The sequence below is a fragment of the Pseudomonas berkeleyensis genome (assembly GCF_014109765.1).
Classification (GTDB): Bacteria; Pseudomonadota; Gammaproteobacteria; order Pseudomonadales; family Pseudomonadaceae; genus Aquipseudomonas; species Aquipseudomonas berkeleyensis.
In genome coordinates, this window is the sequence record NZ_CP059139.1 from 856,300 (window position 1) to 880,554 (window position 24,255).

A 24,255-nucleotide genomic window follows, 5' to 3' on the forward strand; every position below is an offset into this window, starting at 1 on the left:
CATGCGGTGCGCGCGGCGCACCCTACGGGATAAACCGCGCCGGGTAGGGTGCGCCATGCGCACCGACTGTCAGCGACCCAGATAAACCTCGATCACCCGCTCGTCGTTCTGCACCTTCTCCAGCGAGCCTTCGGCCAGCACGCTGCCCTGGTGCAGCACGGTGACGTGGTCGGCGATGGAACCGACGAAGCCCATGTCGTGCTCGACCACCATCAGCGAGTGCTTGCGCGCCAGCGACTTGAACAGTTCGGCGGTGAACTCGGTTTCGGCGTCGGTCATGCCGGCCACCGGCTCATCGAGCAGCAGCAGGTGTGGCTCCTGCATCAACAGCATGCCGATCTCGAGGAACTGCTTCTGGCCATGAGAGAGCAGGCCGGCCGGGCGGTTGCGCGAGCTATCCAGGCGGATGGTTTGCAGTACCTCGTCGATACGGTCGCGTTGCTCACCAGTGAGCCTGGCGCGCAGGCTGGCCCACACCGACTTGTTGGTTTTCTGCGCCAGCTCCAGGTTTTCGAACACCGACAGCGCTTCGAACACCGTGGGCTTCTGGAACTTGCGGCCGATGCCAGCCTGGGCGATTTCCACCTCGCTCATGCGGGTCAGGTCGAACTGCTCGCCGAAGTAGGCCACACCGCTGTCCGGGCGGGTCTTGCCGGTGATCACGTCCATCATGGTGGTCTTGCCGGCGCCGTTGGGGCCGATGATGCAGCGCAGCTCGCCGACGCCGATGTACAGGGTCAGGTTGGTCAGCGCCTTGAAGCCATCGAAGCTGACGTTGATGTCTTCCAGGGTGAGGATGGTGCCGTGACGGACGTTGACGCCCTTGCCCAGCAGGTTGCCGGTGTCCAGCGCCAGGCCGGTGGGGTCGAAGGCAGCTTCGAGCATGGTTTCGGGTACCGGAGTGGCTCTCATTGATCCTTCTCCTTCTTCAGCAGGCCGACGACGCCTCTGGGTAAGAAGAGCGTGACGACGATGAACAGTGCGCCCAGGGCGAACAGCCAGTATTCCGGGAAGGCCACGGTGAACCAGCTCTTCATGCCGTTGACCAGGCCAGCGCCGAGCAGTGGGCCGATCAGCGTGCCGCGGCCGCCCAGGGCGACCCATACGGCAGCCTCGATGGACTGCGTCGGCGCCATCTCGCTGGGGTTGATGATGCCCACCTGCGGCACGTACAGCGCGCCGGCCAGGCCACACAGCACCGCCGACAGCACCCAGATGAACAGCTTGTAGCCGCGCGGGTCGTAGCCGCAGAACATCAGGCGGTTCTCGGCATCGCGCAGGGCGGTGAGCACCCGACCGAACTTGCTGCGTGCCAGGCGAAAGCCCAGATACAGACTGCCCACCAGCAATACCACGGTGGCCAGGAACAGCACGGCGCGGGTGCCTTGCGCGGTGATGTCGAAGCCAAGGATGCGGGTGAAACCGGTAAAGCCGTTGTTGCCACCGAAACCGGTTTCGTTGCGGAAGAACAACAGCATGCCGGCGAAGGTCAGCGCCTGGGTCATGATCGAGAAGTACACGCCCTTGATCCGCGAGCGGAAGGCGAAGAAGCCGAACACCAGAGCCAGCAGGCCGGGCGCCAGCACCACCAGGCACATCGCCCAGAGGAAGCTGGAGGTGCCGTACCAGTACCAGGGCAGCTCGCTCCAGGCCAGGAAGCTCATGAATGCTGGCAGGCCGTCACCTGCCGACTGACGCATCAGGTACATGCCCATGGCGTAGCCGCCGAGGGCGAAGAACAGGCCGTGGCCCAGCGACAGCATGCCGGCGTAGCCCCAGACCAGATCCAGCGCCAGGGCGACGATGGCGTAGCAGAGGATCTTGCCCACCAGCGTCAGGCTGTAGGCCGAGACGTGCAAGGCATGATCGGCTGGCAGCAGGTGCAGCAGCGGCATGGCGACGAGGATCGCCAGTGCCACCAGACCGATGGCCAGCGACACCCGTGGGCCGAGCTTGGCGCTGGCGCGGGCCAGCAGCGTTTGATTGAGTGCTTGAGTCATCAGTCGATCACCCGTCCTTTGAGAGCGAAGAGGCCTTGCGGGCGTTTCTGGATGAACAGAATGATCAGCGCGAGGATCAGGATCTTGCCCAGTACGGCGCCTATCTGCGGCTCGAGGAATTTGTTCACCACGCCGAGGCCGAAGGCTGCCAGCACGCTACCGGCCAACTGGCCGACACCGCCGAGCACCACGACCAGGAAGGAGTCGATGATGTAGCTCTGGCCGAGATCCGGGCCGACGTTGCCGATCTGGCTCAGGGCCACGCCGCCGAGGCCGGCGATCCCCGAACCCAGGCCGAAGGCCATCATGTCTACGCGGCCGGTGGGCACGCCGCAGCAGGCGGCCATGTTGCGGTTCTGCGTCACCGCGCGCACGTTCAGGCCCAGACGCGTCTTGTTCAGCAGCAGCCAGGTCAGCAGCACGACGAACAAGGCGAAGCCGATGATGACGATGCGGTTGTAGGGCAGTACCAGGTTGGGCAGCACCTGCATGCCGCCGGACAACCAGGCCGGGTTGGCCACTTCGACGTTCTGTGCGCCGAAGGTGACGCGTACCAGTTGAATCAGGATCAGGCTGATGCCCCAGGTGGCCAACAGGGTTTCCAGCGGGCGACCGTAGAGGTGGCGGATCACCGTGCGTTCCAGGGCCATGCCGATGCAGGCGGTGACCAGGAAGGCGATCGGCAGTGCCGCCAGTGGGTAGAGCGTGAGGTATTCGGGGGCCAGGCGCTGGAAGCTCAGCTGCACCACGTAGGTGGTGTAGGCGCCGAGCATCAGCATCTCGCCGTGAGCCATGTTGATCACCCCGAGCAGGCCGAAGGTGATGGCCAGGCCGAGAGCTGCCAGCAGTAGGATCGAACCGAGTGACAGGCCGCTGAAGGCCTGGCCGAGCAGCTCGCCAATCAGCAGTTTGTTCTTCACCTGGGCCAGGCTCTTCTGCGCGGCGGCGCGTACCTCGGCATCGCTTTCCTGCGCCGGGTCGAGCAGGGCTTCCAGGCGCACGCGGGCCAGCGGATCGCCGGTCTGGCCCAGGCGCTGTACGGCAGCCAGGCGCACGGCTGGGTTGGCGTCAGCCAGTTGCAGGTTGGCCAGGGCCAGGGTCAGTGCGTCGCGCACATTCTCGTCGGCCTCGGCGCTCATGCGGCTTTCCAGCAACGGCAGCAGGGCGGGCGGTGTATTGCGTTGCAACTGCTTGGCGGCGGCCAGGCGTGCGGCGGCATCGTGTTCGAGCAACTGATGGCTGGCGACGGCGACCGCCACCAGGCCGCGCAGGCGGTTGTTCAGGCGCAGTTTGCGCGGCGTGCCATTGGCTTCGGCTACGTCATCGGCAGCTTGCCAGGCACCGTCCTGTTCGATGAAGGCGCGCTTGTCGGCATCGCTACCGACGCGCCCCTGCTGCAGGGCTTGCAGCAGTGGCATGCGTGCCGTGTTGGGCGCGGCGGCCCAGTCCTGCAGTAGCTTGGCCTGCTTGCCGGCATTGGCGGCGACGAAGTCGTCGGCATCACCAGCGCTTGCGACCAGCGGCAGCAACAGCAGCAGGCTCAGGAGAATTCGGGTAAGGGCAGTGGGCATAAGGGGGTGTCCTTGGCGTAGCCCGGATGCGCTCCGGGACGTGCTTTCCCGGATTGCATCCGGGCTACGGCAACCCTCTCCCTCACCCCCCTCTCCCGCAAGCGGGAGAGGGGGGCAAGCGGCACGGCAACCCATGACGAGCTGTGCTTGCCGCTTGTGGGAGAGGGGCTTTGCCTTAGTTCGACTTCACCGGGGTATCGGCTTTCTTGTCGTTGCCTTCGATGTACGGGCTCCACGGCTGAGCGCGGATCGGGCCGTCGGTTTCCCAGACCACGGAGAACTGACCGTCGTCCTGGATCTCGCCGATCATCACCGGCTTGTGCAGGTGGTGGTTCTTCTCGTCCATCTTCAGGGTGAAGCCGCTCGGCGCTGCGAATTCCTGGCCGGCCATGGCTTCGCGCACCTTGTCGACTTCGGTGGTGCCGGCCTTCTCGACTGCCTGCGCCCACATGTGGATGCCGACGTAGGTGGCTTCCATCGGGTCGTTGGTCACCACGGTGTCGGCGTTCGGCAGCTTCTTGGCCTTGGCGTAGGCTTTCCAGTCGGCGACGAACTTCTCGTTGACCGGGTTCTCCACGGACTGGAAGTAGTTCCAGGCCGCCAGGTGACCGACCAGCGGTTTGGTGTCGATGCCGCGCAGTTCTTCCTCGCCCACGGAGAAGGCCACCACCGGCACTTCGGTGGCTTCCAGGCCCTGGTTGGCCAGTTCCTTGTAGAACGGCACGTTGGAGTCGCCGTTCACGGTGGAGACCACGGCGGTTTTGCCGCCAGCGGCGAATTTCTTGATGTTGGCGACGATGGTTTGATAGTCGCTATGACCGAAGGGGGTGTAGACCTCTTCGATGTCCTTGTCGGCGATGCCTTTGCTGTGCAGGAAGGCGCGCAGGATCTTGTTGGTGGTGCGCGGGTAGACGTAGTCGGTGCCGAGCAGGAAGAAGCGCTTGGCGCCGCCGCCGTCTTCGCTGAGCAGGTATTCCACCGCCGGGATGGCCTGCTGGTTTGGCGCCGCACCGGTGTAGAACACGTTCGGCGACATCTCTTCACCCTCGTACTGCACCGGGTAGAACAGCAGGCCGTTCAGTTCTTCGTAGACCGGCAGCACGGATTTGCGCGATACGCTGGTCCAGCAGCCGAAGGTCACGGCGACCTTGTCCTGGGTCAGCAGCTGGCGGCCGCGTTCGGCGAACAGCGGCCAGTTCGAGGCGGGGTCGACCACCACCGGCTCCAACTGCTTGCCGAGCACGCCGCCTTTGGCGTTGATCTCGTCGATGGTCATCAGCGCCATGTCTTTCAGCGACGTTTCGGAAATGGCCATGGTGCCGGACAGCGAGTGCAGGATGCCGACCTTGATGGTCTCGGCGGCCTGGATGGACCAGGACAGGCCCATGGCGGCGATGGAAGCGGAAAGGGTAAAGGCCTTGATAAGGCTGCGACGTTGCATGGTGCGATCTCCATTCACAAGTGTGAGTAAGCGGACAGCGTTGTTATTGGTCATGCAGTGAAGGTCATGGCCCGGTTATTCCGGCATCGGCTCTACGCGCTGACGAGCGCCGTACAGCTTGTGCAAGGTGATCGAATGCACCTCTGCCTTGCTGACCTCTATATGGCCCTTGAGCAATTGCTGTGCCTCTTCTGAGCGACGGGTCAGGATTGCGTCGAGAATTTGCTGGTGTTCGGCATAGGTCAGGTCTATACGTTGCGGCTGAGTGAAATCCAGCCGCCTTAGAATGCGGATCTTCTCGCTGACCTCACGGTGCACGCGGGCCATCTCGCGATTGCCGGCGGCTTCCAGTAATTGGCAATGAAAGGCTTCGTCGAGGCGTGAAACGGCGGCGCCGTCCTGCAACTGATCTTCCTTTTGCACCATCCAGGTGCGAGCCAGCGCCTGCAGTGCAGGCGGGTGTTCGTCCGTGGGGCGTTGGCAAAGTCGGCGTATGGCTTCGAGTTCGAGGACGATGCGCAGCTCGTAGAGTTCGTCGAACTGGGCGAAGTCCAGCGGGCGAACCTGCCAGCCGCTGCGAAAGTGCACGTCGAGAAAACCCTCACGTTGCAGGCGATGCAGCGCCTGGCGCACCGGCGTGCGGCTGGCGGCCATGCGCTCGGCGATTTCGCCTTCGGAGAAGCGGTCACCGGGCATCAGGCGGAACTCGAAGATGTCGTCCTTGAGCCGGGCGTAGATGCGCTCGGCCAGGCTCTCTGGGCGCTCGGCAGCACGCGGCATGAGCGTGCTCAGGCCTTGGTGCTGGCGATAAAGGCGCGCCAGCCGCCGAAGCTGGTGATGTCGCGGGCGCCGTCCAGTGCGTAAGGCTCGCAGATGAAGCCCTTGACCCAGCGGCCGTCGGCCAGCTCCAGGTTGCCGATGCCCAAGGGTGGCGGAATCTCCGCGACGAACTCACCGAAGCGCGCCTGCGGCACGTCCCACAGCTCGACGATGATCTGCGCACCGTCCTCGGCCACTCGCGCCAGGCCCGGTTTCGGAGGCACGGTGCCGGGCAGCGCATAGAGGCGGTAATGCGCAGCGCTTGTGGTCTGCTCCACCAGCACGGCATCGCGCGTGGTGAGCTGGAAGTTCAACGGCATGCCGGTCAGGTGCGCGCCAACCACGGCCACGCGGATGCAACCGGGTGCTGGCTTGTCGCTGGTGGTTTGTACGGGCAGCGGCTTGCCGGTGGCGCCCAGCGGCAAATTGACTGCCTGCTGCCAGCGCTGACCGAAGGCGGCCAGCGCCTGGTCATGCCAGGCCGGGGCGAGCAAGGTGATACCGGCTGGCAGTCCATCGGCACGCAGCCCCGCCGGCACGGCGAGGGCTGCGAGGTCGGCGAGGTTTGTGAAGTTGGTGTAAGTACCGAACTGGCTGTTGAACAGCACGGGTTCGGCTTCCATCTCGGCCAGGGTGCGAATGGTCGGCGAAGTGGGCACCACCAGGGCGTCGAAGCCAGCCAGGGCCTCGTTGATCGTGCGCGACAGCTCGGCGCGGATGTATTCGGCCTTGTAGGCATCGCAGGCACTGTACTTGTGCCCGTTGTCGACGATACCGCGCACCACCGGGTTGATATGTGCCGGGTCGACACCCTCCACCGCGACGGTGCGTTCGGCGACCCAGGGGCCGTAGTAAAGCTGCTCGGCCAGTTGCTGGAAGGGAGCGAAATCGATCTCCACCAGCTCGGCGCCCAGTTCACGCAGTTTGCCCAGTGCGCTCTCGTAGACCGCCTGGTTCTGCGTGTCGCCGAAGAATTCGGGGTTGCTCGGCACCGCCAGGCGCGGCTTGGCCGGCATGCCGACTTTTGCGGTGTTCGGGTTCTTGCGGCTGTAGGCATCGGCGGCGTCATAGCCACCGGCGATGTTGGCCACGGCCAAGGCATCGCTGACGGTCAGGGCGAATACCGAGATGCAATCGACGGTGCGGCAGGCCGGCACCAGACCGGTATTGGGCAACCAGCCCTTGGTCGGTTTGAGCCCGACGATATTGTTGAAACCGGCCGGTACACGGCCGGAGCCTGCGGTATCGGTACCGAGGGAGAAGGGCACCAGGCCGCGCGCGACCACGCTGGCCGAACCGGAGCTGGAACCGCCGCTGACGTAAGCCGGGTTGAAGCTGTTGGGCACCGCGCCGTGAGGCGAGCGGGTGCCGACCAGACCGGTGGCGAACTGATCGAGGTTGGTCTTGCCAATGAGGATGGCGCCGGCGGCGCGCAGGCGCGCTACCACGGTAGCGTCGGCTTCGGCGCTGTAGGCGAACTCAGGGCAGGCGGCCGTTGTGGGCCAGCCGGCGGCATCGATATTGTCCTTGATAGCAAAGGGCACGCCATACAGCGGCAGCTTGCTCAGGTCGCCGGCTGCACCTTCCAGCGAGGTGGCTAGGCTATCGAGTTGAGCGTTTAGCTGAGCTTCGCTGGCTAGGGCGATCCACGCCGTGTCATCAGTGCGCAGTTCCAGGCGCAGGGTGTGCAGCAGTTCTGCAGGCGATTGGCCGTCGCGATAGGCCTGTTGCCACTGCGCGAGGGTGAAAGCGATAGGTGCGTTGGACATGCTTTGAGATTCCATCTTGTATCCAAGTTGGAATCGCTATAGCAATGACGGTGCCAGTTTGGCGCAGGCCTTTATTTTCGGGGATTTCAGGGCAGCGACAGGGGCTTTGGCGAGAAGTGTCGCACCGAGGTGGGGCTGGCCTGCAAGCGAATGGTGCAGGGTTTTAAGGGCTGGCGGTGCGCATAGCGCACCCTACGGGATCGAGGGGGCCCGCAGGCATTCGGTAGGTAGGGTGCGCCGTGCGTACCGAGGGCTCGAAGCTCGCCGTCTTATGGCACCAGACAGTCTCGTAGCCCGGATGAAATCCGGGAATGACTGACGCGACGGCCCCGGATGGCATCCGGGCTACAGAGGCATTGTCCGCTGTTTTGCTTAGCCTATTTGCGATTACCGCACGACAGTTCGATAATCGCCTGGCGCTGTCCATCCCGTTTCGGAGGCATCATGAGCGAATCCCGTCTGCCACTTACCAGTCTTGCGCCGCCGCTCTACGTGTCGCCGGCCAAACGCATCGAGGAGTTCGCTGGCGATCCCAACTTCATGACTTCCCTGGCGCGTGGCCTGGCGGTGATCAACGCCTTCCAGGAGCGCAAGCGCCACCTGACCATCGCGCAGATCAGCCACCGCACCGAAATTCCCCGCGCTGCCGTGCGCCGTTGCCTCTACAGCCTGATGAAGCTCGGCTACGTCACCACCGACGGGCGCACCTACTCGCTGCTGCCCAAGGTGCTGACCCTGGGTCATGCCTACCTGTCGTCGACGCCGCTGGCGGTGTCCGCGCAACCCTTCCTTGATCGCCTCAGCGAGCAACTGCACGAGGCCTGCAACCTGGCCACGCTGGAGGGTGAGCAGGTGTTGTACCTGGCGCGCTCGGCGATTCCGCAGCGTCTGATCTCGGTGGACTTGAGTGTCGGCAGCCGCCTGCCGGCGTACTGCACGTCGATGGGCCGCATCCTGCTCGCCGCACTGGATGACGATCAATTACAGGACTACCTGGCCCACGCCGACCTGCAGCCCAAGACCAGCCGCACCCTGCACACGCCCGATGCGCTGTGGGAATGCCTGCAGCGTGTGCGTCACCAGGGCTGGTGCATCGTCGATCAGGAGCTGGAGCAGGGCCTGCGCTCGCTGGCCGTGCCGGTCTACGACTCCGCCGGTCATGTGATGGCAGCGATGAACATCAGCACCCATGCCGCTCGTGTTCCGGTCGCTGAGTTGGAAAAACGTTATTTGCCGCTGATGCTGTCGGCCAGTCGAGAGCTGAGCGGGCAGCTGTTTCGGGCGGTATAGAGAGTCGAAGGTGTTCGATAATCGCCCGATATGGCGATTATCGGATTGTCCTCTTCAAGGCCACTTTTTAAGGTTGCAGGTATACGCCACGGTTATCTCCGGTGGCGCCTGCAACCTGAAGAGAACAATACGATGGCCGACATCATCACGCTGCGCGACGCCATTTCGCGCCATGTCCAGGGCGGCGATTGCGTCGCCCTCGAAGGCTTCACCCACCTGATTCCCACTGCCGCTGCTCATGAGATCATCCGCCAGGGCAAGAAAGACCTGCACCTGGTGCGCATGACCCCGGATCTGGTCTATGACCTGCTGATTGGCGCTGGTTGCGCGCGCAAGCTGACCTTCTCCTGGGGCGGCAACCCAGGCGTCGGTTCGCTGCACCGCCTGCGCGACGCGGTCGAGAAGCACTGGCCGCACAAGCTGGAAATCAGCGAGCACAGCCACGCCGCCATGGCCAACGCATACGTCTCCGGTGCCTCCAACCTGCCGTTCGCCGTGCTGCGTGGCTACCAGGGTTCCGACCTGGTCAAGGTCAACCCGGACATCAAGTTCATCGAGTGCCCGTTCACTGGCGAGAAGCTGGCCGCGATCCCCAGCGTGCGCCCGGACGTCACCGTGATCCACGCGCAGAAGGCCGACCGTAAAGGCAACGTGCTGATCCAGGGCATCCTCGGTGTGCAGAAGGAAGCCGCTCTGGCCGCCAAGCGCTGCATCGTCACCGTCGAGGAAATCGTCGACGACCTGCAGGCGCCGATGAATGCCTGCGTGCTGCCGACCTGGGCCATCAGCGCGGTTTGCGTGGTGCCCGGCGGTGCCCATCCGTCCTACGCCCACGGCTACTACGAGCGCGACAACCGCTTCTACCAGGCCTGGGATCCGATTGCCCGTGACCGCGACACCTTCACCGCCTGGATCGATCAGTACATCCGTGGCACCGAGGATTTTGCGCAGTACCAGGCGAAAGTGAATGGGGAGGCCAAGTGATGAGCGCGTTCAACACCAATGAAATGATGACCGTGGCCGCCGCACGCCGCCTCGGCAATGGCAGCGTCTGCTTCGTCGGCATCGGCCTGCCGTCCAAGGCCGCCAACCTGGCGCGCCTGACCCACGCCCCGGAAGTGGTGCTGATCTATGAATCCGGCCCGATTGGCGCCAAGCCGAGCGTGCTGCCGCTGTCCATCGGTGACGGCGAGCTGGCCGAAACCGCCGACACCGTGGTGCCGACCGGCGAAATCTTCCGCTACTGGCTGCAGGGCGGGCGCATCGACGTCGGCTTCCTCGGCGCCGCCCAGGTCGACAAGTACGGCAACATCAACACCACCGTGATCGGCGACTACCACGCGCCGAAAGTACGCCTGCCGGGCGCCGGTGGCGCACCGGAAATCGCCGGTTCTGCCAAGAAGGTGCTGATCATCCTCAAGCAGGGCCATCGCACCTTCGTCGACAAGCTGGCCTTCATCACCTCGGTCGGTCACGGCGAGGGCGGCGATCATCGCAAGCGTCTGGGCCTGCCGGGCGACGGCCCGGTGGCGATCATCACCGACCTGTGCATCATGGAGCCGGAAGCCGGCACCAACGAATTCATCGTCACCTCGCTGCACCCGGGCGTGACCCGCGAGCAGGTGATCGAGAACACCGGCTGGCAGATCCGCTTCGCCGACAGCGTGGGCACCACCGAGGCGCCGACCGCCGCGGAACTGGCCGCCCTGCGTGACCTGGAAGGGCGCACCGCCGCCGCCCACGGTCAGGCTGGAGGTGAGGAATGAGCCGCGACGTCTTCATCTGCGACGCCGTGCGCACGCCGATTGGCCGCCTCAATGGCGCGCTGTCGGCGGTGCGCGCCGACGACCTGGCAGCGATTCCGCTCAAGGCCCTGATCGAGCGTAACCCGCAAGTCGATTGGTCAGCGGTCGATGAAGTGTTCATGGGCTGCGCCAACCAGTCCGGTGAGGACAACCGCAACGTCGCGCGCATGGCGCTGCTGCTCGCCGGACTGCCGGAAACCGTGCCGGGCGTGACCCTCAATCGCCTGTGCGCCTCGGGTATGGAAGCGGTTGGGGCCGCCTTCCGCGCCATCGCCTCGGGCGAGATGGAACTGGCCATCGCTGCTGGCGTCGAGTCCATGACCCGCGCGCCCTATGTGATGGGCAAGGCCGACAGCGCCTTTGGCCGTGGCCAGAAGCTGGAAGACACCACCCTGGGCTGGCGCTTCGTCAACCCGTTGATGAAAGAGCAGTACGGCGTCGACCCGATGCCGGTCACCGGTGACAACGTTGCCGAGGACTTCGGCATCAGCCGCGCCGACCAGGACGCCTTCGGCCTGCGCAGCCAGCAGCGTGCGGCTGCGGCCCAGGAGAGCGGCTACTACGCCGAGGAAATCGTCCCGGTGGTGATCAAGACCAAGAAAGGCGAGATCGTCGTCGACCGTGACGAGCACCCGCGTGCCGACACCACCGCCGAAGGCCTGGCCAAGCTCAAGCCGGTCAATGGCGAAGGCAAGACCGTCACCGCCGGCAACGCCTCGGGCCTCAATGATGGTGCCTCGGCGATGATCCTGGCGTCCGCCGAAGCGGTGCAGAAGTACGGCCTCAAGCCGCGCGCCAAGGTGCTGGGCATGGCCAGCGGCGGCGTCGCGCCACGCATCATGGGCGTCGGCCCGGTGCCGGCGGTGCGCAAGCTGCTGGCGCGGCTGAACCTGAGCATCGAGCAGTTCGACGTGATCGAACTGAACGAAGCTTTCGCCGCTCAAGGCCTGGCCGTCACCCGCGACCTTGGTCTGCCGGACGACAGCGCCAAGGTCAACCCGAACGGCGGCGCCATCGCTCTCGGCCATCCGCTGGGCATGAGCGGCAACCGCCTGGTGCTGACCGCCGTGCATCAGTTGGAGAAGTCCGGCGGCAAGCTGGGTCTGGCGACCATGTGCGTGGGTGTGGGGCAGGGTCTGGCGCTGGCTATCGAGCGGGTGTGACGGATTTCGAACCCGTAGGGTGGGCTTTAGCCCACCTTCGACCCGCGATGGCTGTATCGATCATGACTACGACGGTGGGCTGAAGCCCACCCTACACACTGGCCATCGAGCGGGTTTGAGGTTTATTGGTGCGCACGGCTCACCCTACGGTTTGGCGTATGACGCGCCTCGTAGGGTGCGCCGTGCGCACCATAGGCCGACATTGATGCCACACTAGGCCGTGCGCCCATTTCCTCAGGAACCCACTGCTCGTGAGTAACCAACTCTTCGATGCCTACTTCACCGCGCCGGCCATGCGCGCGATCTTCTGCGACGCCGGCCGGGTGCAGGGCATGCTCGATTTTGAGGCCGCCCTGGCACGGGCCGAGGCGCGTGTCGGGCTGATCCCCGCCGATGCCATGGCGCCCATCGAGGCCGCCTGCAAGGCCGAACTCTACGATTACCCGGCGCTGGCCCAGGCCATCGCTACCGCTGGCAATTCTGCCATCCCGCTGGTCAAGGCACTGGGCAAGCGCATCGCCGCCACTGACCCTGAGGCCGAGCGCTACGTGCACCTCGGCGCCACCAGCCAGGACGCCATGGACAGCGGCCTGGTGCTGCAGCTGCGCGCCGCGATTGGCCTGCTGGAAAGCGATCTGGCGAAACTGGCCGATGCCCTGGCGGCGCAGGCCGAGCGCCATATCGATACACCTCTGGCCGGGCGCACCTGGCTGCAACAGGCCACGCCGGTGACGCTCGGCATGAAGTTGGCCGGCGTACTCGGTGCCGTTACCCGCCATCGCCAGCGTCTGAGCGAGCTCAAGCCGCGCCTGCTGAGCCTGCAGTTCGGCGGCGCTTCCGGCAGTCTGGCGGCACTCGGCGATGCCGGTTGGGCAGTCAGCGGTGCGCTGGCGCAGGAACTGGAGCTGAACCTGCCCGAGCAACCCTGGCACACCCAGCGTGATCGCCTGGTGGAGTTTGCCAGTCTGCTAGGGATGATCGCCGGCAGCCTGGGCAAGCTGGGTCGCGACCTCAGCCTGCTGATGCAGACCGAGGCTGGCGAAGTCTTCGAGCCGGCCGCGCCGGGCAAGGGTGGTTCGTCGACCATGCCGCACAAGCGCAACCCGGTCAGCGCCGCCGTGCTGATCGGCGCCGCTACCCGTGCACCGGGCCTGGTGGCGACGATGTTCGCCGCCATGCCACAGGAGCACGAGCGCAGCCTCGGTTTGTGGCACGCCGAATGGGAAAGCCTGCCGGAGCTGTGCTGCCTGGTCTCCGGCGCCCTGCAGCAGGCGCTGCTGGTGGTGCCGGGCCTGGAGGTGGATGCTGCGCGCATGCGCGCCAACCTGGAGCTGACCCAGGGCCTGGTGCTGGCCGAGGCGGTGAGCATCGCCCTGGCGCAGAAGATCGGCCGCGATGCTGCCCATCATCTGATTGAACAGTGCTGCAAACAGGCCGTGCGCGAGGGCGCTCATCTGCGCGCGGTGCTCGGCGCCAACGCCGAGGTCAGCGCACAACTTTCCGCTGCCGAGCTGGATCGCCTGCTCGATGCAGCCCATTACTTGGGCCAGGCCCGCTGCTGGGTCGAGCGGGCCATCATCGAACACACGCAATTTTCGTCTTAGGAGTTATCCATGCCTGCCGTACGTCTCGCCGATGGCGACCTCAATTATCTGCTCGAAGGCCCGGCCACTGCGCCGGTGCTGGTGCTGTCCAACTCGCTGGGTACCGACCTGCACATGTGGGATGCACAGATCCCTGCCTTCACTCAGCACTTCCAGGTGCTGCGCTACGACACCCGTGGCCATGGCGCCTCGCTGGTCAGCGAAGGCCCGTACAGCATCGAACAGAACGGCCGCGACGTGCTGGCCCTGCTCGATGCACTGGACATCGCCAAGGCGCATTTCTGTGGCCTGTCCATGGGCGGCCTGATCGGCCAGTGGCTGGGCATCAATGCCCCCGAGCGCATCGAGCGCCTGGTGCTGTGCAACACCGCCGCCAAGATCGGCACGCCGGAGGTGTGGAATCCGCGCATCGAGACCGTGCTCGCCGGGGGCGCGCAGGCCATGCGCGACCTGCGCAATGCGTCGATCTCGCGCTGGTTCACCGCCGATTTCGCCGGGGCCAATCCGGGCAAGGTCGAGCCCATCGTCGGCATGCTGGCGCAGACCTCGCCTGAAGGTTACGCGGCCAACTGTGCGGCGGTACGTGATGCCGATTTCCGCGAGCAACTGGGCGCTATCCGTGCGCCGACACTGATTGTCTGCGGCAGTGGCGACCTGGTGACCACCACCGAGAACGGCCGTTTCATGCAGGAGCGCATCGCTGGCGCCGAACTGGTGGAGTTCTACGCTGCGCACCTGTCCAACGTGCAGGCCGGCGATGAATTCAGCCAGCGGGTGCTGGATTTTCTGCGCGCCTGAACCTGTCATGGTGCGCACGGCGCAATCTACGGCTCCACGCACGCCGTAGGGTGCTCCGTGCGCACCGCTTCTTTTTTCGGAGTGATGCTATGGACGAGAAACAACGCTACGAAGCCGGCATGCAGGTGCGCCGCGCGGTGCTGGGCGATGCCCACGTCGACCGCAGCCTGCAGAACCTGACGCCGTTCAACGAAGAGTTCCAGGAGATGATCACCCGTCACGCCTGGGGCGATATCTGGACGCGACCAGGACTGCCGCGGCATACTCGCAGCCTGATCACCATCGCCATGCTGATCGGCATGAACCGCGAGGGCGAGCTGAAGCTGCACCTGCGTGCGGCGAAGAACAACGGGGTGAGCCGCGAAGAGATCAAGGAAGTGATCATGCAGAGCGCCATCTACTGCGGCATCCCGGCTGCCAATGCCACCTTCCATCTGGCAGAAGCCGTATGGGACGAGCTTGGAGTGGAGTCGCTGCAAGACTGACGGCGGCTGCACATATTGCGTAGGGCGGGTGCAACCCGCCAGCGCGCCAATGGCGGGTTGCACCCGCCCTACCTTCAGTTCAGCATGAACAACGCCTCGCCATTGAACTCCTCGCTGATCTGCGCGGCCTGCATCGGCCGTCCCAGCAGGTAGCCCTGCACTTCGTCGCAGTCGTGCTCGCGCAGGAAGTTCAGCTGCTCCTGGGTTTCCACCCCTTCAGCGATCACCGCCAGGTTCAGGCTATGGGCCATGGCGATGATGGCGCGGGCGATCTGCGCGTCCTGCTCGCCTTCCGGCAGACCGTCGACGAAGCTGCGATCGATCTTCAGTACGTCGATGGGGAACTGCTTGAGGTAGTTCAGTGACGAGTAGCCGGTACCGAAATCATCCACCGCGATGCACAGGCCGAGGCGCTTGAGATCCGCCAGGGTCTGCATCGCGCTGGCCACGTCGCGCATCAGGATGCTTTCGGTCAGTTCCACTTCCAGGCAGGCTGGCGGGATGCCGGTGCGTTCGATGATGGCAGCGATCCGGTTACTGAGGTTGCCCTCGCTGAACTGGCGTGCCGACAGGTTGACCGACACCTTGGGGATACGGATTCTCTCGCCGTGCCAGAGCTTCAGCTGGCGGCAGGCCTCTTCCAGTACCCACTCGCCGACCTGCACCACCAGCCCGAGTTCTTCCAGCACCGGGATGAAGTCGCCGGGCGGCACCAAGCCGCGTGTCGGGTGGTTCCAGCGCAGCAACGCCTCCACGCCGGTCAGGCGGTTGCCGTCGCCGGAGAACTGCGGCTGGTAATAGAGCACGAACTGGCCCTGCTCCTGGGCATGGCGCAGGTCGCTCTCCAGCTCCAGACGTTCCAGGGCGCTGGCGTTCATGTCCGCCTGGTAGAACTGGAAGTTGTTCTTGCCGCGCTCCTTGGCGTGGTACATCGCCGTGTCGGCGTTCTTCATCAGCTGGCTCAGTTCCTCGCCATCCTGCGGGGCGAGGGCGATGCCGATGCTGGCGGTGACGAAGAACTCGCGGCCTTCGAGAACGAAGGGGCGGGCCAGGCTGGAGAGAATCTGCTCGGCCACGTGAATGGCGCGGTTCAGCGAACCTTCGCGCGTCGCACGGGGTTGCAGCAGCAGGGTGAATTCGTCGCCGCCCATGCGCGCCACGGTGTCGTCGCCGTCGACGCAGGCCGACAAGCGCACGGCCACGTCCTTGAGCATGCGGTCGCCGGCGGCGTGGCCGAGCGAGTCGTTGATCGGCTTGAAGCGGTCGAGGTCGAGGAACATCAGCACGACCCATTCGTCGTGCCGGTCGGCATGTTGCAGCGCGCTGTGCAGACGATCCTGGAACAGGGTGCGGTTGGGCAGGTGAGTCAGAGCGTCGTAGTAGGCCAGGCGGTGAATGCGCTGCTCGCTGGCCTTGCGTTCGCTGATGTCGCTGAAGAAGCACACGTAGCTGACCAGGTCGCCTTCCTCGTCATGCACGGCGGTGATGCCGACCCAGGCCGGGAAGTTCTCGCCGCCCTTGCGCTTGAGCCAGACCTCACCCTCCCAGCTACCGCGCTGGTTGAGCTGGCCGAGGATGTATTGCAGGTGGCTGGCCTGCTGACGGTCGGCGGTGAGCATGCCGGGCAACTGGTCGAGCACCTGCCCGGCCGAGTAGCCGCTGACCCGGCTGAAGGCCTTGTTGACCTGGACGATATAGCCGGCCGGGTCGGTGACCAGAATCGCCGCCGTGGAGTGTTCGAATACCGTGGCTGCCATGCGCAGGTCTTTCTCCGCGCGGCGTTGCTGGCTGATGTCGCGGCCCACACCGAGAATGCCTTCGAAGCGGCCGTTCTCGTCCCACATGAGCACCAGGCGCAGCTCCACCGGAACCTTGTGGCCATCGGCGCGCAGGCAGTCGAAGACGAACAGCTGATCCGGCAGCTCTTCGCGCAGACGCTCCAGGCGGGTACGTTCACCGAGCGAGTCGCGGATGCGTTCGATCAGCAGGTTGAGGCCTTGCAGTTGTTGCGGGTTGGCCGCCAGGCTGTAGAAGCTGTTGGCCATGACCCAGTCCACGGAATAGCCGAGCACCGGTTCCACCGACGGGCTGACGTAGTTGAGCGCCAGCGTGCAATCGGTGGAGAAGATCACGTCGCTGATGCTCTCGGCCAGCAGGCGGTAGCGTTGCTCACTGTCACGCAGTGACTGGTTGCGCTCGATCTGCTCGGTGATGTCTTTGGCCACGCCGATCAGACGGCTGACCCGGCCGCGCTCATCACGCGCCAGAGCCTGTTCGCGGATGCTGAACCAGCGCCACTGGCCATCGCGGTGACGCCAGCGCAGCACCGACTCCAGCAGCAGGCCGTCGCCGACCACCTTCTGCAGGTTGCGGATGCGCCAGTAGTACTCGCTGTCGTCCGGGTGCAGCACCAGCTCCCAGAAGTCCTCGTGCATGGCCTTGAGTTCGGACTTGCTGTAGCCCAGTTGCAGGCCGAGGCTGTGGTTGCTGAACAGCACCCGCTTGTTCTGCATGTCGTGCACGTAGAGCAGATCCGGTACCGAACGAACCACCTCGGACCAGAAACGTTCGCGCTCGATCAGTGACAGCTCGATGCGCTTGCGGCTGGTGATGTCGCTGATACTCAGGGTGACCGCCTGGTAATCCTGGATCATCTCCGGCAGGCGCAGCACCAGCCAGACGTGGCGTTGCAGGCCCTGGGCGGTGACCAGCTGGGTTTCCAGCTCGACCAGGTTGGGGCCTTCCAGCACGGCGACGGCCAGACGGTAACGCAGGTCGTCAGGTTGTACCGGGCCGTTGTCGAACAACTGCTGCCAGGCCTGGTCGGTGGACTTCACGCCAAGCAGATTCAGGGCGACCTGGTTGGCTTCAGTGATGTGCATCTGTTCCAGCAACTGCTGCTGATGGCTGTCGTCAGCCTCCAGCCAGCGCCCCAGTCCGGCAGCATCGCGCAGCTTGTGTTGTAGCAGCAGGCTGCGCAGGCCGGACAGGTCGAGCACGCACAGGGCCACGCCGGTGCCTTCGAAAATGTCCTGATAGCGCCGTCGGGTTTCCTGCAGCACGCGCATGGCCTGCTGCTCATCGGTCACGTCGCGCAGCACCCATACGTAGCCGGCCTGGCGACCGACTTCGCTGATGTCGCTGCGGGTGACGGCGAACAGGCGTGCCTGGCCGTCCTGTTCCACGCGTACCAGTTCCGGGCCGAGCTCGTTGACCGGCTGCGGGCTGTTCAGGAGCAGTGGGTCGAGGTCGGGCAGCAGGTCGAGCAGATGACGATCCAGGGCCGCCTGACTGGTGAGGCCGAACAAGGCCTCGGCCTGCGGATTGAGGTAGCGCAGCTTGCCATCGGCCTGGGTCACCAGGATGCGTTCCTCGACCGCGCCCAGCGCACTGGCCGCCTGGCGCAGAGAGCGGCGGGACTCGTTGTTCAGACGCTGCAGTCTGCGTTGCTCGCGCTGCAGCCCGTGCAAGGCGAGCAAGGCCAGCAGGCTGCACAGGGCGAACAGCAGGAACTTGCCGGCCAGAGGGGGCATCAGCTCGTTGCTGGCATTATCGGCGTCGAACAGGGCGCGCAATTGCCAGTCGCTGCCTTCGAGCGGGATCAGATGCAGACTCTGCGCCTGCTCTACGGCGGTGACCGGGGCGATGGCCTTACCGGCTTTGGCAAGGTCGTCGGCGCGGGCGATCACGCGTTGGCTCTGCATGTCTTCGAGCAGCCAGCGATATTCGCTCTGATGCTGATCGCGCAGCCAGGCAAGCAGCGCGCTGGCGCGCATGCGCAGCACCCGATGGCTGCCGTCGCTCTGTCGCAGCAGCAGGTAGAGCACACCGCCGTCATGGGCGCTGAAGGAGAAGTGGTAAGCGGCAGCGGTGTTGCGTTGCTGCAGGGCGCGGATAAAGGCCAGATCCTGTGGTTCGCTGGCGGTATCGTTGAGCAGTTGCCCATGCTCGTCGAGCCAGGCCAGGCTGCTCAGTGTCGGGAACAGGCTGCGCAGTGCCGCGATCAGTTCGCTTTGCCCACCGTCTGCCCGTTTGGCCTCCTGCAGTATGGCCTGGCCTGCCTGTGCCTTCAGGCGCATGTTCAGACTCAGATGCTTGGCCAGTTGTTCACCATAGCTGCGGCTGAGCTGCTTCTGGTTGTTCAACAACTGACGATATTCCTGCATCAGTTGCCAGGCCAGCAGTCCCAGTATCGCCAGTACCAGCACCACCAAAGAGCGCCGGAGCAATTCACGACGGCCTGGCGCGTGTGACTCACCCGATGGTAGGGAAGGCAATGATGGGGAGCTCGACACGTTTTAGGAACCTGCAGCTACTGCGGATCTATATAGTAGAGCGCGCGAGCATGCCATGCGCGCGCGGCCGGCTAGGATGCCTGCAAATGTGGCCAAGTGCCAGTTGTGCCGACGAGCGTAGGTTTGCCCTGTCTCATACATTGCGGTAGCTTTGCGCCGCGCGCGTGATCTGTCCGCGCGGTACTTGGCGTTCGCCTTCGCAGGGGCTAAGGTCTCTGCACATTGCGTACGCGCAGGTGGTGTGAAAGCTGATGGCTATCCCACGTTAGTGATCCGGCCTCTGGGTAGGAGCGGCTTCAGTCGCAAATTTCGCGGATAAATCCGCTCCTGCAGGGTGTACAGCAGCTAACGCGAACATAGCCAAGAGATTGCGCCCTCGACGCATTCATCATGTTTCTCACGCGACCTGCATGGCGCGCCGTTTCCAGCTCCCAATTCTCACAAGTCAGGTTCTCCATGGCTCAGTACGTCTACAGCATGCATCGGGTCAGCAAGGTTGTCCCACCGAAGCGTGAAATTCTCAAGAACATCTCCCTGTCGTTCTTCCCGGGCGCCAAGATTGGCGTGCTGGGCCTCAACGGCGCCGGTAAGTCGACCCTGCTGCGCATCATGGCCGGTGTCGATACCGAGATCGATGGTGAAGCTCGTCCGATGCCGGGGATCAAGGTCGGCTACCTGCCGCAGGAGCCGCAGCTGGATCCGGACAAGACCGTGCGCGACATCGTCGAAGAGGCCGTAGGCGAGATCAAGCAGGCCCAGGCTCGCCTCGATGAGGTGTACGCCGCTTACGCCGAGCCGGATGCCGACTTCGATGCCCTGGCCGCCGAACAGGCCAAGCTGGAAGCGATTCTGCAGGCCTCCGACGGCCACAATCTGGAGCGCCAGCTGGAAGTCGCCGCTGACGCTCTGCGCCTACCTGCGTGGGACGCGAAGATCGAGCACCTGTCTGGTGGTGAAAAGCGCCGAGTAGCCCTGTGCCGCCTGCTGTTGTCGGCCCCCGACATGCTGCTGCTGGACGAACCGACCAACCACCTGGATGCCGACTCGGTAGCCTGGCTGGAGCGCTTCCTCCACGACTTCCCCGGCACCGTGGTGGCCATCACCCACGACCGTTACTTCCTCGACAATGTTGCTGGCTGGATTCTCGAACTCGACCGTGGCCATGGCATTCCCTACGAGGGCAATTACTCCGGCTGGCTGGAATCGAAGGCCAACCGCCTGGCCCAGGAAGCCAAGGCCGAGGCATCGCACGCTAAGGCGATGAAAGCCGAACTGGAATGGGTGCGTCAGGGTGCCAAGGCGCGTCAGTCCAAGTCCAAGGCGCGTCTGCAGCGTTTCGAGGAAATGCAGTCGCAGGAATTCCAGAAACGCAGCGAGACCAACGAGATCTACATCCCGGCTGGCCCGCGTCTGGGCGACAAGGTCATCGATTTCGTCAACGTGTCGAAGTCCTTCGGCGACCGCGTGCTGATCGACGACCTGTCCTTCAGCATCCCGAAAGGCGCCATCGTCGGTGTGATCGGCGGTAACGGTGCGGGTAAATCGACCCTGCTGCGCATGATCACCGGCAAGGAGCAACCGGACTCCGGCACCATCGAGATCGGTGAAACCGTGCAGATCGCCAGCGTCGAGCAGAGCCGTGAGGCGCTCGAAGGCAACAAGACCGTGTGGGAGCAGATTTCCGACGGTTTCGATATGATCAAGGTCGGCAACTATGAAGTGCCGTCGCGCGGTTATGTCGGTCGCTTCAACTTCAAGGGCGCCGATCAGCAGAAGTTCGTCAAGGATCTCTCCGGTGGTGAGCGCGGTCGTCTGCACATGGCGCTGACCCTCAAGCAGGGCGGCAACGTGTTGCTGCTCGACGAACCGTCCAACGACCTCGACGTGGAAACCCTGCGTGCGCTGGAAGAGGCGCTGCTGGACTTCCCCGGCGCCGCGGTGGTGATCTCCCACGATCGCTGGTTCCTCGACCGTATCGCCACGCACATCCTCTCCTACGAGGACGATGGCAAGGTCAGCTTCTTCGAAGGCAACTACACCGAGTTTGAAGCGGATCGCAAGAAACGCCTCGGCGACGCAGCTGCCCAGCCGCATCGCGTGCGTTACAAGAAGCTGGCGTAGGGTGGGTTAGCGGCGTCAATCGCCGAACGTTCAGGTGCCGCTATCGCAGTGCGCCGCGTAACCCACCACCAGGAGTTGTGCCTGGATGAAAAACGGAGCCTTCGGGCTCCGTTTTTCGTTTCAGCATGCCTACGACGTCAGTCTGCGGGCCCCGTTCGTAGGGTGCGCCGTGCGCACCGATTGCGCTGAGTATAGGTGCGCACGGCGCACCCTACGGCTTCAGAGCTGCGCCAGCAGGCTGTCCAGCGCTGCGGCCTGGTCTTCGGCCAGGTCGATGATATGAAAGCCAGCCCAGCAGTGCTGGCCATCGGCGCCGGGGCGGCTCCACAGGCAGTCGGCGCCCAGACGCACTTCCTGAACCGCATCGCTGCCCGAGGTGCAGACCAGTCGGCATTGCAGCACGGCATCGGCCGTATGCGGCGTGTCGCTGAACAGCATGAAACCATCGGTGGAAAGGTCGACAATACGGCCCAGGCGCTGTCCGCTGTTCAGGTCGAAGACCTCCAGCTGCATCTCGGTGCCATGGCGGCTGTGTTGACGACGCTCTTCCATGGAAATTCCTCAGCGGGGTTCGGCTGTGCGCCCAGTGAAGCGCTGCAGCACACGGTAGATGGCGGTCAGTGCGCGATCGACCAGCGGATTCGCGCGTTCGGGAGTGACGATGCGGGCCAGGCCCTTTTCCATTTCGCTGGCCAGTAGGGTCAGCGGTTTGATTGCCACGCGTTGGCCGCTGTTGTCGACGAACATGTAGTTGTGGGTGGTGGGGCTGAACCAGGAGAGCTTGAGTACGCGGCTCTGGTCACCTTCGACGAATTCGAACCAGGTGCCGAACTCGACGTTGGCCAGCTCCTTGGCCAGCGCCTGCGCGCGGCTCGAGAGTTTGGTACGCGGCGGTGCCTGGCGCGCCAGGTCGGCATCTTCGCCGAGCATGGCACCGAGAGGGCTTTCCGGCAGCGTCGGTTTGAGCTGGGCTGCCAGTTGTGGCTGCTTGGCCTGCACTGCGTGCTGGCAGGCCACCAGATCCTGCAACAGACGGCGGATACCGTCCTCGTGGTAGCCACCGAGCAACTCCAGGCCCTTGCGCAGGTCGCTTAGCAGAGGGACACGCAGTTCCTGCAAGCGCTGCTTGTCCTCTTCGCTCAGTGGCGTGCCGCTCCAGGCCAGTTGCTCGGCGACTTCGCAATGGCGACGCCATTCCGTGCTGCTGTCGCCATGACGCAGCAGGGCAAAGACCAGCACGTCGGCCCAGGTCAGCTCGAGGAAATTGCGGATGATCGCAGGTAGATCACGCTGCTCCACGCAGCGCTGAATCACTTCCAGCGCCTGTTCGCGGGCACCGAGCAGGCGATCCCGGCCCTTGGCGGCTTCCACGGCGCGGCGCTCGCGCAGCTCCACCTTGTGCCGCAGGGTTTCGACATATTCGTTGAATTCGTCGATCAGGCCGTCGAACAGCGCCAGATCACCGCTGAAGCCGTTGATCACGCGTTCGACTACCCACTGCATCTTCGCCAGTAGGCCGCGCTCGTCGCCTTCGTTGCCATACAGCACGCCGGCCTGGGCCATGGTGTTGAGCAGGCGGCGAGCAGGGTGGTGGTGCTGGGTGAACAGCGCCTTGTCCAGCAGGGCGATTTTCAGATAAGGCGTGTGCAGGTGCGACAGCGCGGTCTTGCAACTGTCCGGCAGGTTTTCGTCATCGAGGATGAAGTCGAACAGCATGCCGACCAGGTCGATCACGTCGGCCTCCTGATCGGACACCTTACTGTCGCCTGGCAGGCTGCTGTGCGCTTCCAACTGTTGTTTCAGGTTGGCCTTGAGGCCTTCCACAGCCTGTGGCTTGTGCAGGCGTTGAGCCAGTTCGTGTGCCGATTGCTGCTGCATGCGGTTGAGCGCCGCGAGCAGTTCGTTGGCGCTGTAGGTGCGGCTGGCCTCACGTGGCGAGAAGCTGACGATACTGCGGGTGCCGCCCAGCAGCGGCGTGTCCGGATGACTCTGGCGGTGCTCGCCGAGCAGGCTGGAGAGGCCGCTGAACAGAGCGCCTGGGTCGCTCGGCGGCGGTGCGCTGAGATCCAGATCGAGAAGCGGAGTGTCGGCGACTGGCTGGCCGGGTTTGCCCTGTGTCTGACCCCGATTCTGAGCGCTCGCCTGAGTCGCCTGGGGTTCGGCCCTGAGCGGCTGCGGGCGGCTGACACTGGGACTGACCTGCGCACTGTACTTGAGGTTGGGCAGCACGCCGGCATCGATCAGGCGCTGGTTGAGCGCGCCGTAGAGTGAATCCAGGCTCTGCATCACATGGCGATCGAAGAGCATGTAAAGGATGGTCTTGATCTGCAGGGGAAAAGGGCAGGGCGCCAGCGCGTCGCGAAACGCCTGGGCGATGGCCTGTGGGCCAAAGGGATTGCTGTCTTCGCCGAGCTTCTGGCCGTTATTGAGCAGGGCCAGGCGTTGCTCCAAGGCGAACAGCGGCTGGGTACACCGTGCCTTGACCCGGCTGACCATATTGGTGACCTGCAGGGTCTCTTCGTAATCCTCGTTCTGTACCAGGGCCAGATGCTCCGGGTCGAGTTCGGCCTTGGCCTGGTTCTGCAGTTTGCCGTCGAGGAAATCGGAGAAGTTGTTGGCGATCGTCTGGTGGTAGCTGCGCTCGATTTGCGGGCGCTGGCGGCGAATCTCGCGCATGCTGTCGAAGAACAGCGTCTGTACCTTGTTGTTCTCGGCCTTTTCGGCGCATTCGAACAGGGTGTCGTCGACCTGACCGAAGACGCCGCTCAGGTGTTCCGCCAGGCGGTTCATCACCAGCTTGCGGCATGCCTGCACCAGGTCGCTGAAGCGCGGCTGGATGCCGCGGCTGGCGAGGCTGACCACCTTCGGATGGCTGGGGGGCTTGCCCTGGTTACTCATGGACTATCCTGGCTGGCGTCGTTGGCGGACGCGTCCTGCGTCGTGCCGCTGTGCGATGAAACATATAGTAGTCCATGCTCGAGCTGCAAAGCATTGTCGTAAAAGCAGTTTGCAGGGGTTGACAGGGAAGTTTTGCTACGTAAAATGGCGCGCCTCTGAAGCGGGAAAGCGAAAGCCGAAACGCAACGGAGCTGGA

General features: G+C 64.4%; 17 protein-coding genes. 8 read left to right on the forward strand and 9 right to left on the reverse strand.

Annotated features, from left to right (window positions below):
- Positions 1–69: 69 nt before the first annotated feature.
- The 6 genes from urtD to atzF all read right to left on the reverse strand — a co-directional run bounded on the left by urtD (position 70) and on the right by atzF (position 7,600).
- Positions 70–912: an urea ABC transporter ATP-binding protein UrtD gene (gene urtD / locus HS968_RS03950; protein ID WP_182370244.1), complete on the reverse strand. Its 843-nt coding sequence runs from the start codon at positions 910–912 to the stop codon at positions 70–72.
- Positions 909–2,000, reverse strand: coding sequence for an urea ABC transporter permease subunit UrtC (urtC, locus tag HS968_RS03955; RefSeq protein WP_119691946.1), 1,092 nt, complete (start codon positions 1,998–2,000; stop codon positions 909–911). The genes urtD and urtC overlap by 4 nt, the downstream gene beginning before the upstream one ends.
- Positions 2,000–3,571, reverse strand: coding sequence for an urea ABC transporter permease subunit UrtB (gene urtB, locus HS968_RS03960; protein ID WP_182370245.1), 1,572 nt, complete (start codon positions 3,569–3,571; stop codon positions 2,000–2,002). Before urtB ends, urtC begins: the two co-directional genes overlap by 1 nt.
- 175 nt (positions 3,572–3,746) lie before the next feature.
- Positions 3,747–5,012, reverse strand: coding sequence for an urea ABC transporter substrate-binding protein (gene urtA / locus HS968_RS03965; protein ID WP_182370246.1), 1,266 nt, complete (start codon positions 5,010–5,012; stop codon positions 3,747–3,749).
- Between the two features lie 75 nt (positions 5,013–5,087).
- A complete protein-coding gene (locus tag HS968_RS03970) occupies positions 5,088–5,792 on the reverse strand; it encodes a GntR family transcriptional regulator (protein WP_182370247.1) in 705 nt (234 codons plus the stop codon).
- An 8-nt stretch (positions 5,793–5,800) separates the two neighbouring features.
- Positions 5,801–7,600: an allophanate hydrolase gene (atzF, locus tag HS968_RS03975; RefSeq protein WP_182370248.1), complete on the reverse strand. Its 1,800-nt coding sequence runs from the start codon at positions 7,598–7,600 to the stop codon at positions 5,801–5,803.
- A gap of 444 nt (positions 7,601–8,044) precedes the next feature.
- Here atzF and HS968_RS03980 point away from each other — a divergent pair, with 444 nt between their 5' ends.
- The 7 genes from HS968_RS03980 (at position 8,045) to pcaC (ending at position 14,745) form a co-directional block, all read left to right on the forward strand.
- Entirely contained in the window at positions 8,045–8,890 is an 846-nt protein-coding gene (locus HS968_RS03980) for an IclR family transcriptional regulator (RefSeq protein WP_182370249.1), read from the forward strand.
- A 132-nt stretch (positions 8,891–9,022) separates the two neighbouring features.
- Positions 9,023–9,874, forward strand: a complete 852-nt coding sequence (locus HS968_RS03985; RefSeq protein ID WP_182370250.1) for a CoA transferase subunit A — start codon at positions 9,023–9,025, stop codon at positions 9,872–9,874.
- Positions 9,874–10,656, forward strand: coding sequence for a CoA-transferase subunit beta (locus tag HS968_RS03990; protein ID WP_182370251.1), 783 nt, complete (start codon positions 9,874–9,876; stop codon positions 10,654–10,656). Before HS968_RS03985 ends, HS968_RS03990 begins: the two co-directional genes overlap by 1 nt.
- Positions 10,653–11,858, forward strand: coding sequence for a 3-oxoadipyl-CoA thiolase (pcaF, locus tag HS968_RS03995; RefSeq protein WP_182370253.1), 1,206 nt, complete (start codon positions 10,653–10,655; stop codon positions 11,856–11,858). Before HS968_RS03990 ends, pcaF begins: the two co-directional genes overlap by 4 nt.
- Positions 11,859–12,151: 293 nt before the next feature.
- Positions 12,152–13,462, forward strand: coding sequence for a 3-carboxy-cis,cis-muconate cycloisomerase (locus HS968_RS04000; protein WP_238338953.1), 1,311 nt, complete (start codon positions 12,152–12,154; stop codon positions 13,460–13,462).
- A 9-nt stretch (positions 13,463–13,471) separates the two neighbouring features.
- Positions 13,472–14,260, forward strand: coding sequence for a 3-oxoadipate enol-lactonase (pcaD, locus tag HS968_RS04005; RefSeq protein ID WP_182370255.1), 789 nt, complete (start codon positions 13,472–13,474; stop codon positions 14,258–14,260).
- 89 nt (positions 14,261–14,349) lie between these two features.
- Complete coding sequence (gene pcaC / locus HS968_RS04010; protein WP_013717230.1) at positions 14,350–14,745, forward strand: 4-carboxymuconolactone decarboxylase; 396 nt, start codon at positions 14,350–14,352, stop codon at positions 14,743–14,745.
- 74 nt (positions 14,746–14,819) lie between these two features.
- Here pcaC and HS968_RS04015 read toward each other — a convergent pair whose 3' ends face one another.
- Positions 14,820–18,911 carry an EAL domain-containing protein gene (locus tag HS968_RS04015; protein WP_182371569.1) on the reverse strand — a complete coding sequence of 1,364 codons (4,092 nt, stop codon included), beginning with the start codon at positions 18,909–18,911 and terminating at the stop codon, positions 14,820–14,822.
- Between the two features lie 585 nt (positions 18,912–19,496).
- Between HS968_RS04015 and ettA the strand changes: the two genes are divergently transcribed.
- Positions 19,497–21,161, forward strand: a complete 1,665-nt coding sequence (ettA, locus tag HS968_RS04020; RefSeq protein WP_182370256.1) for an energy-dependent translational throttle protein EttA — start codon at positions 19,497–19,499, stop codon at positions 21,159–21,161.
- A 219-nt stretch (positions 21,162–21,380) separates the two neighbouring features.
- On the opposite strand, the gene HS968_RS04025 is transcribed toward ettA, so the two are convergent.
- Complete coding sequence (locus HS968_RS04025; RefSeq protein ID WP_182370257.1) at positions 21,381–21,713, reverse strand: PilZ domain-containing protein; 333 nt, start codon at positions 21,711–21,713, stop codon at positions 21,381–21,383.
- 9 nt (positions 21,714–21,722) lie between these two features.
- Positions 21,723–24,059 carry a DUF1631 domain-containing protein gene (locus HS968_RS04030; RefSeq protein WP_182370258.1) on the reverse strand — a complete coding sequence of 779 codons (2,337 nt, stop codon included), beginning with the start codon at positions 24,057–24,059 and terminating at the stop codon, positions 21,723–21,725.
- Positions 24,060–24,255: the final 196 nt, after the last annotated feature.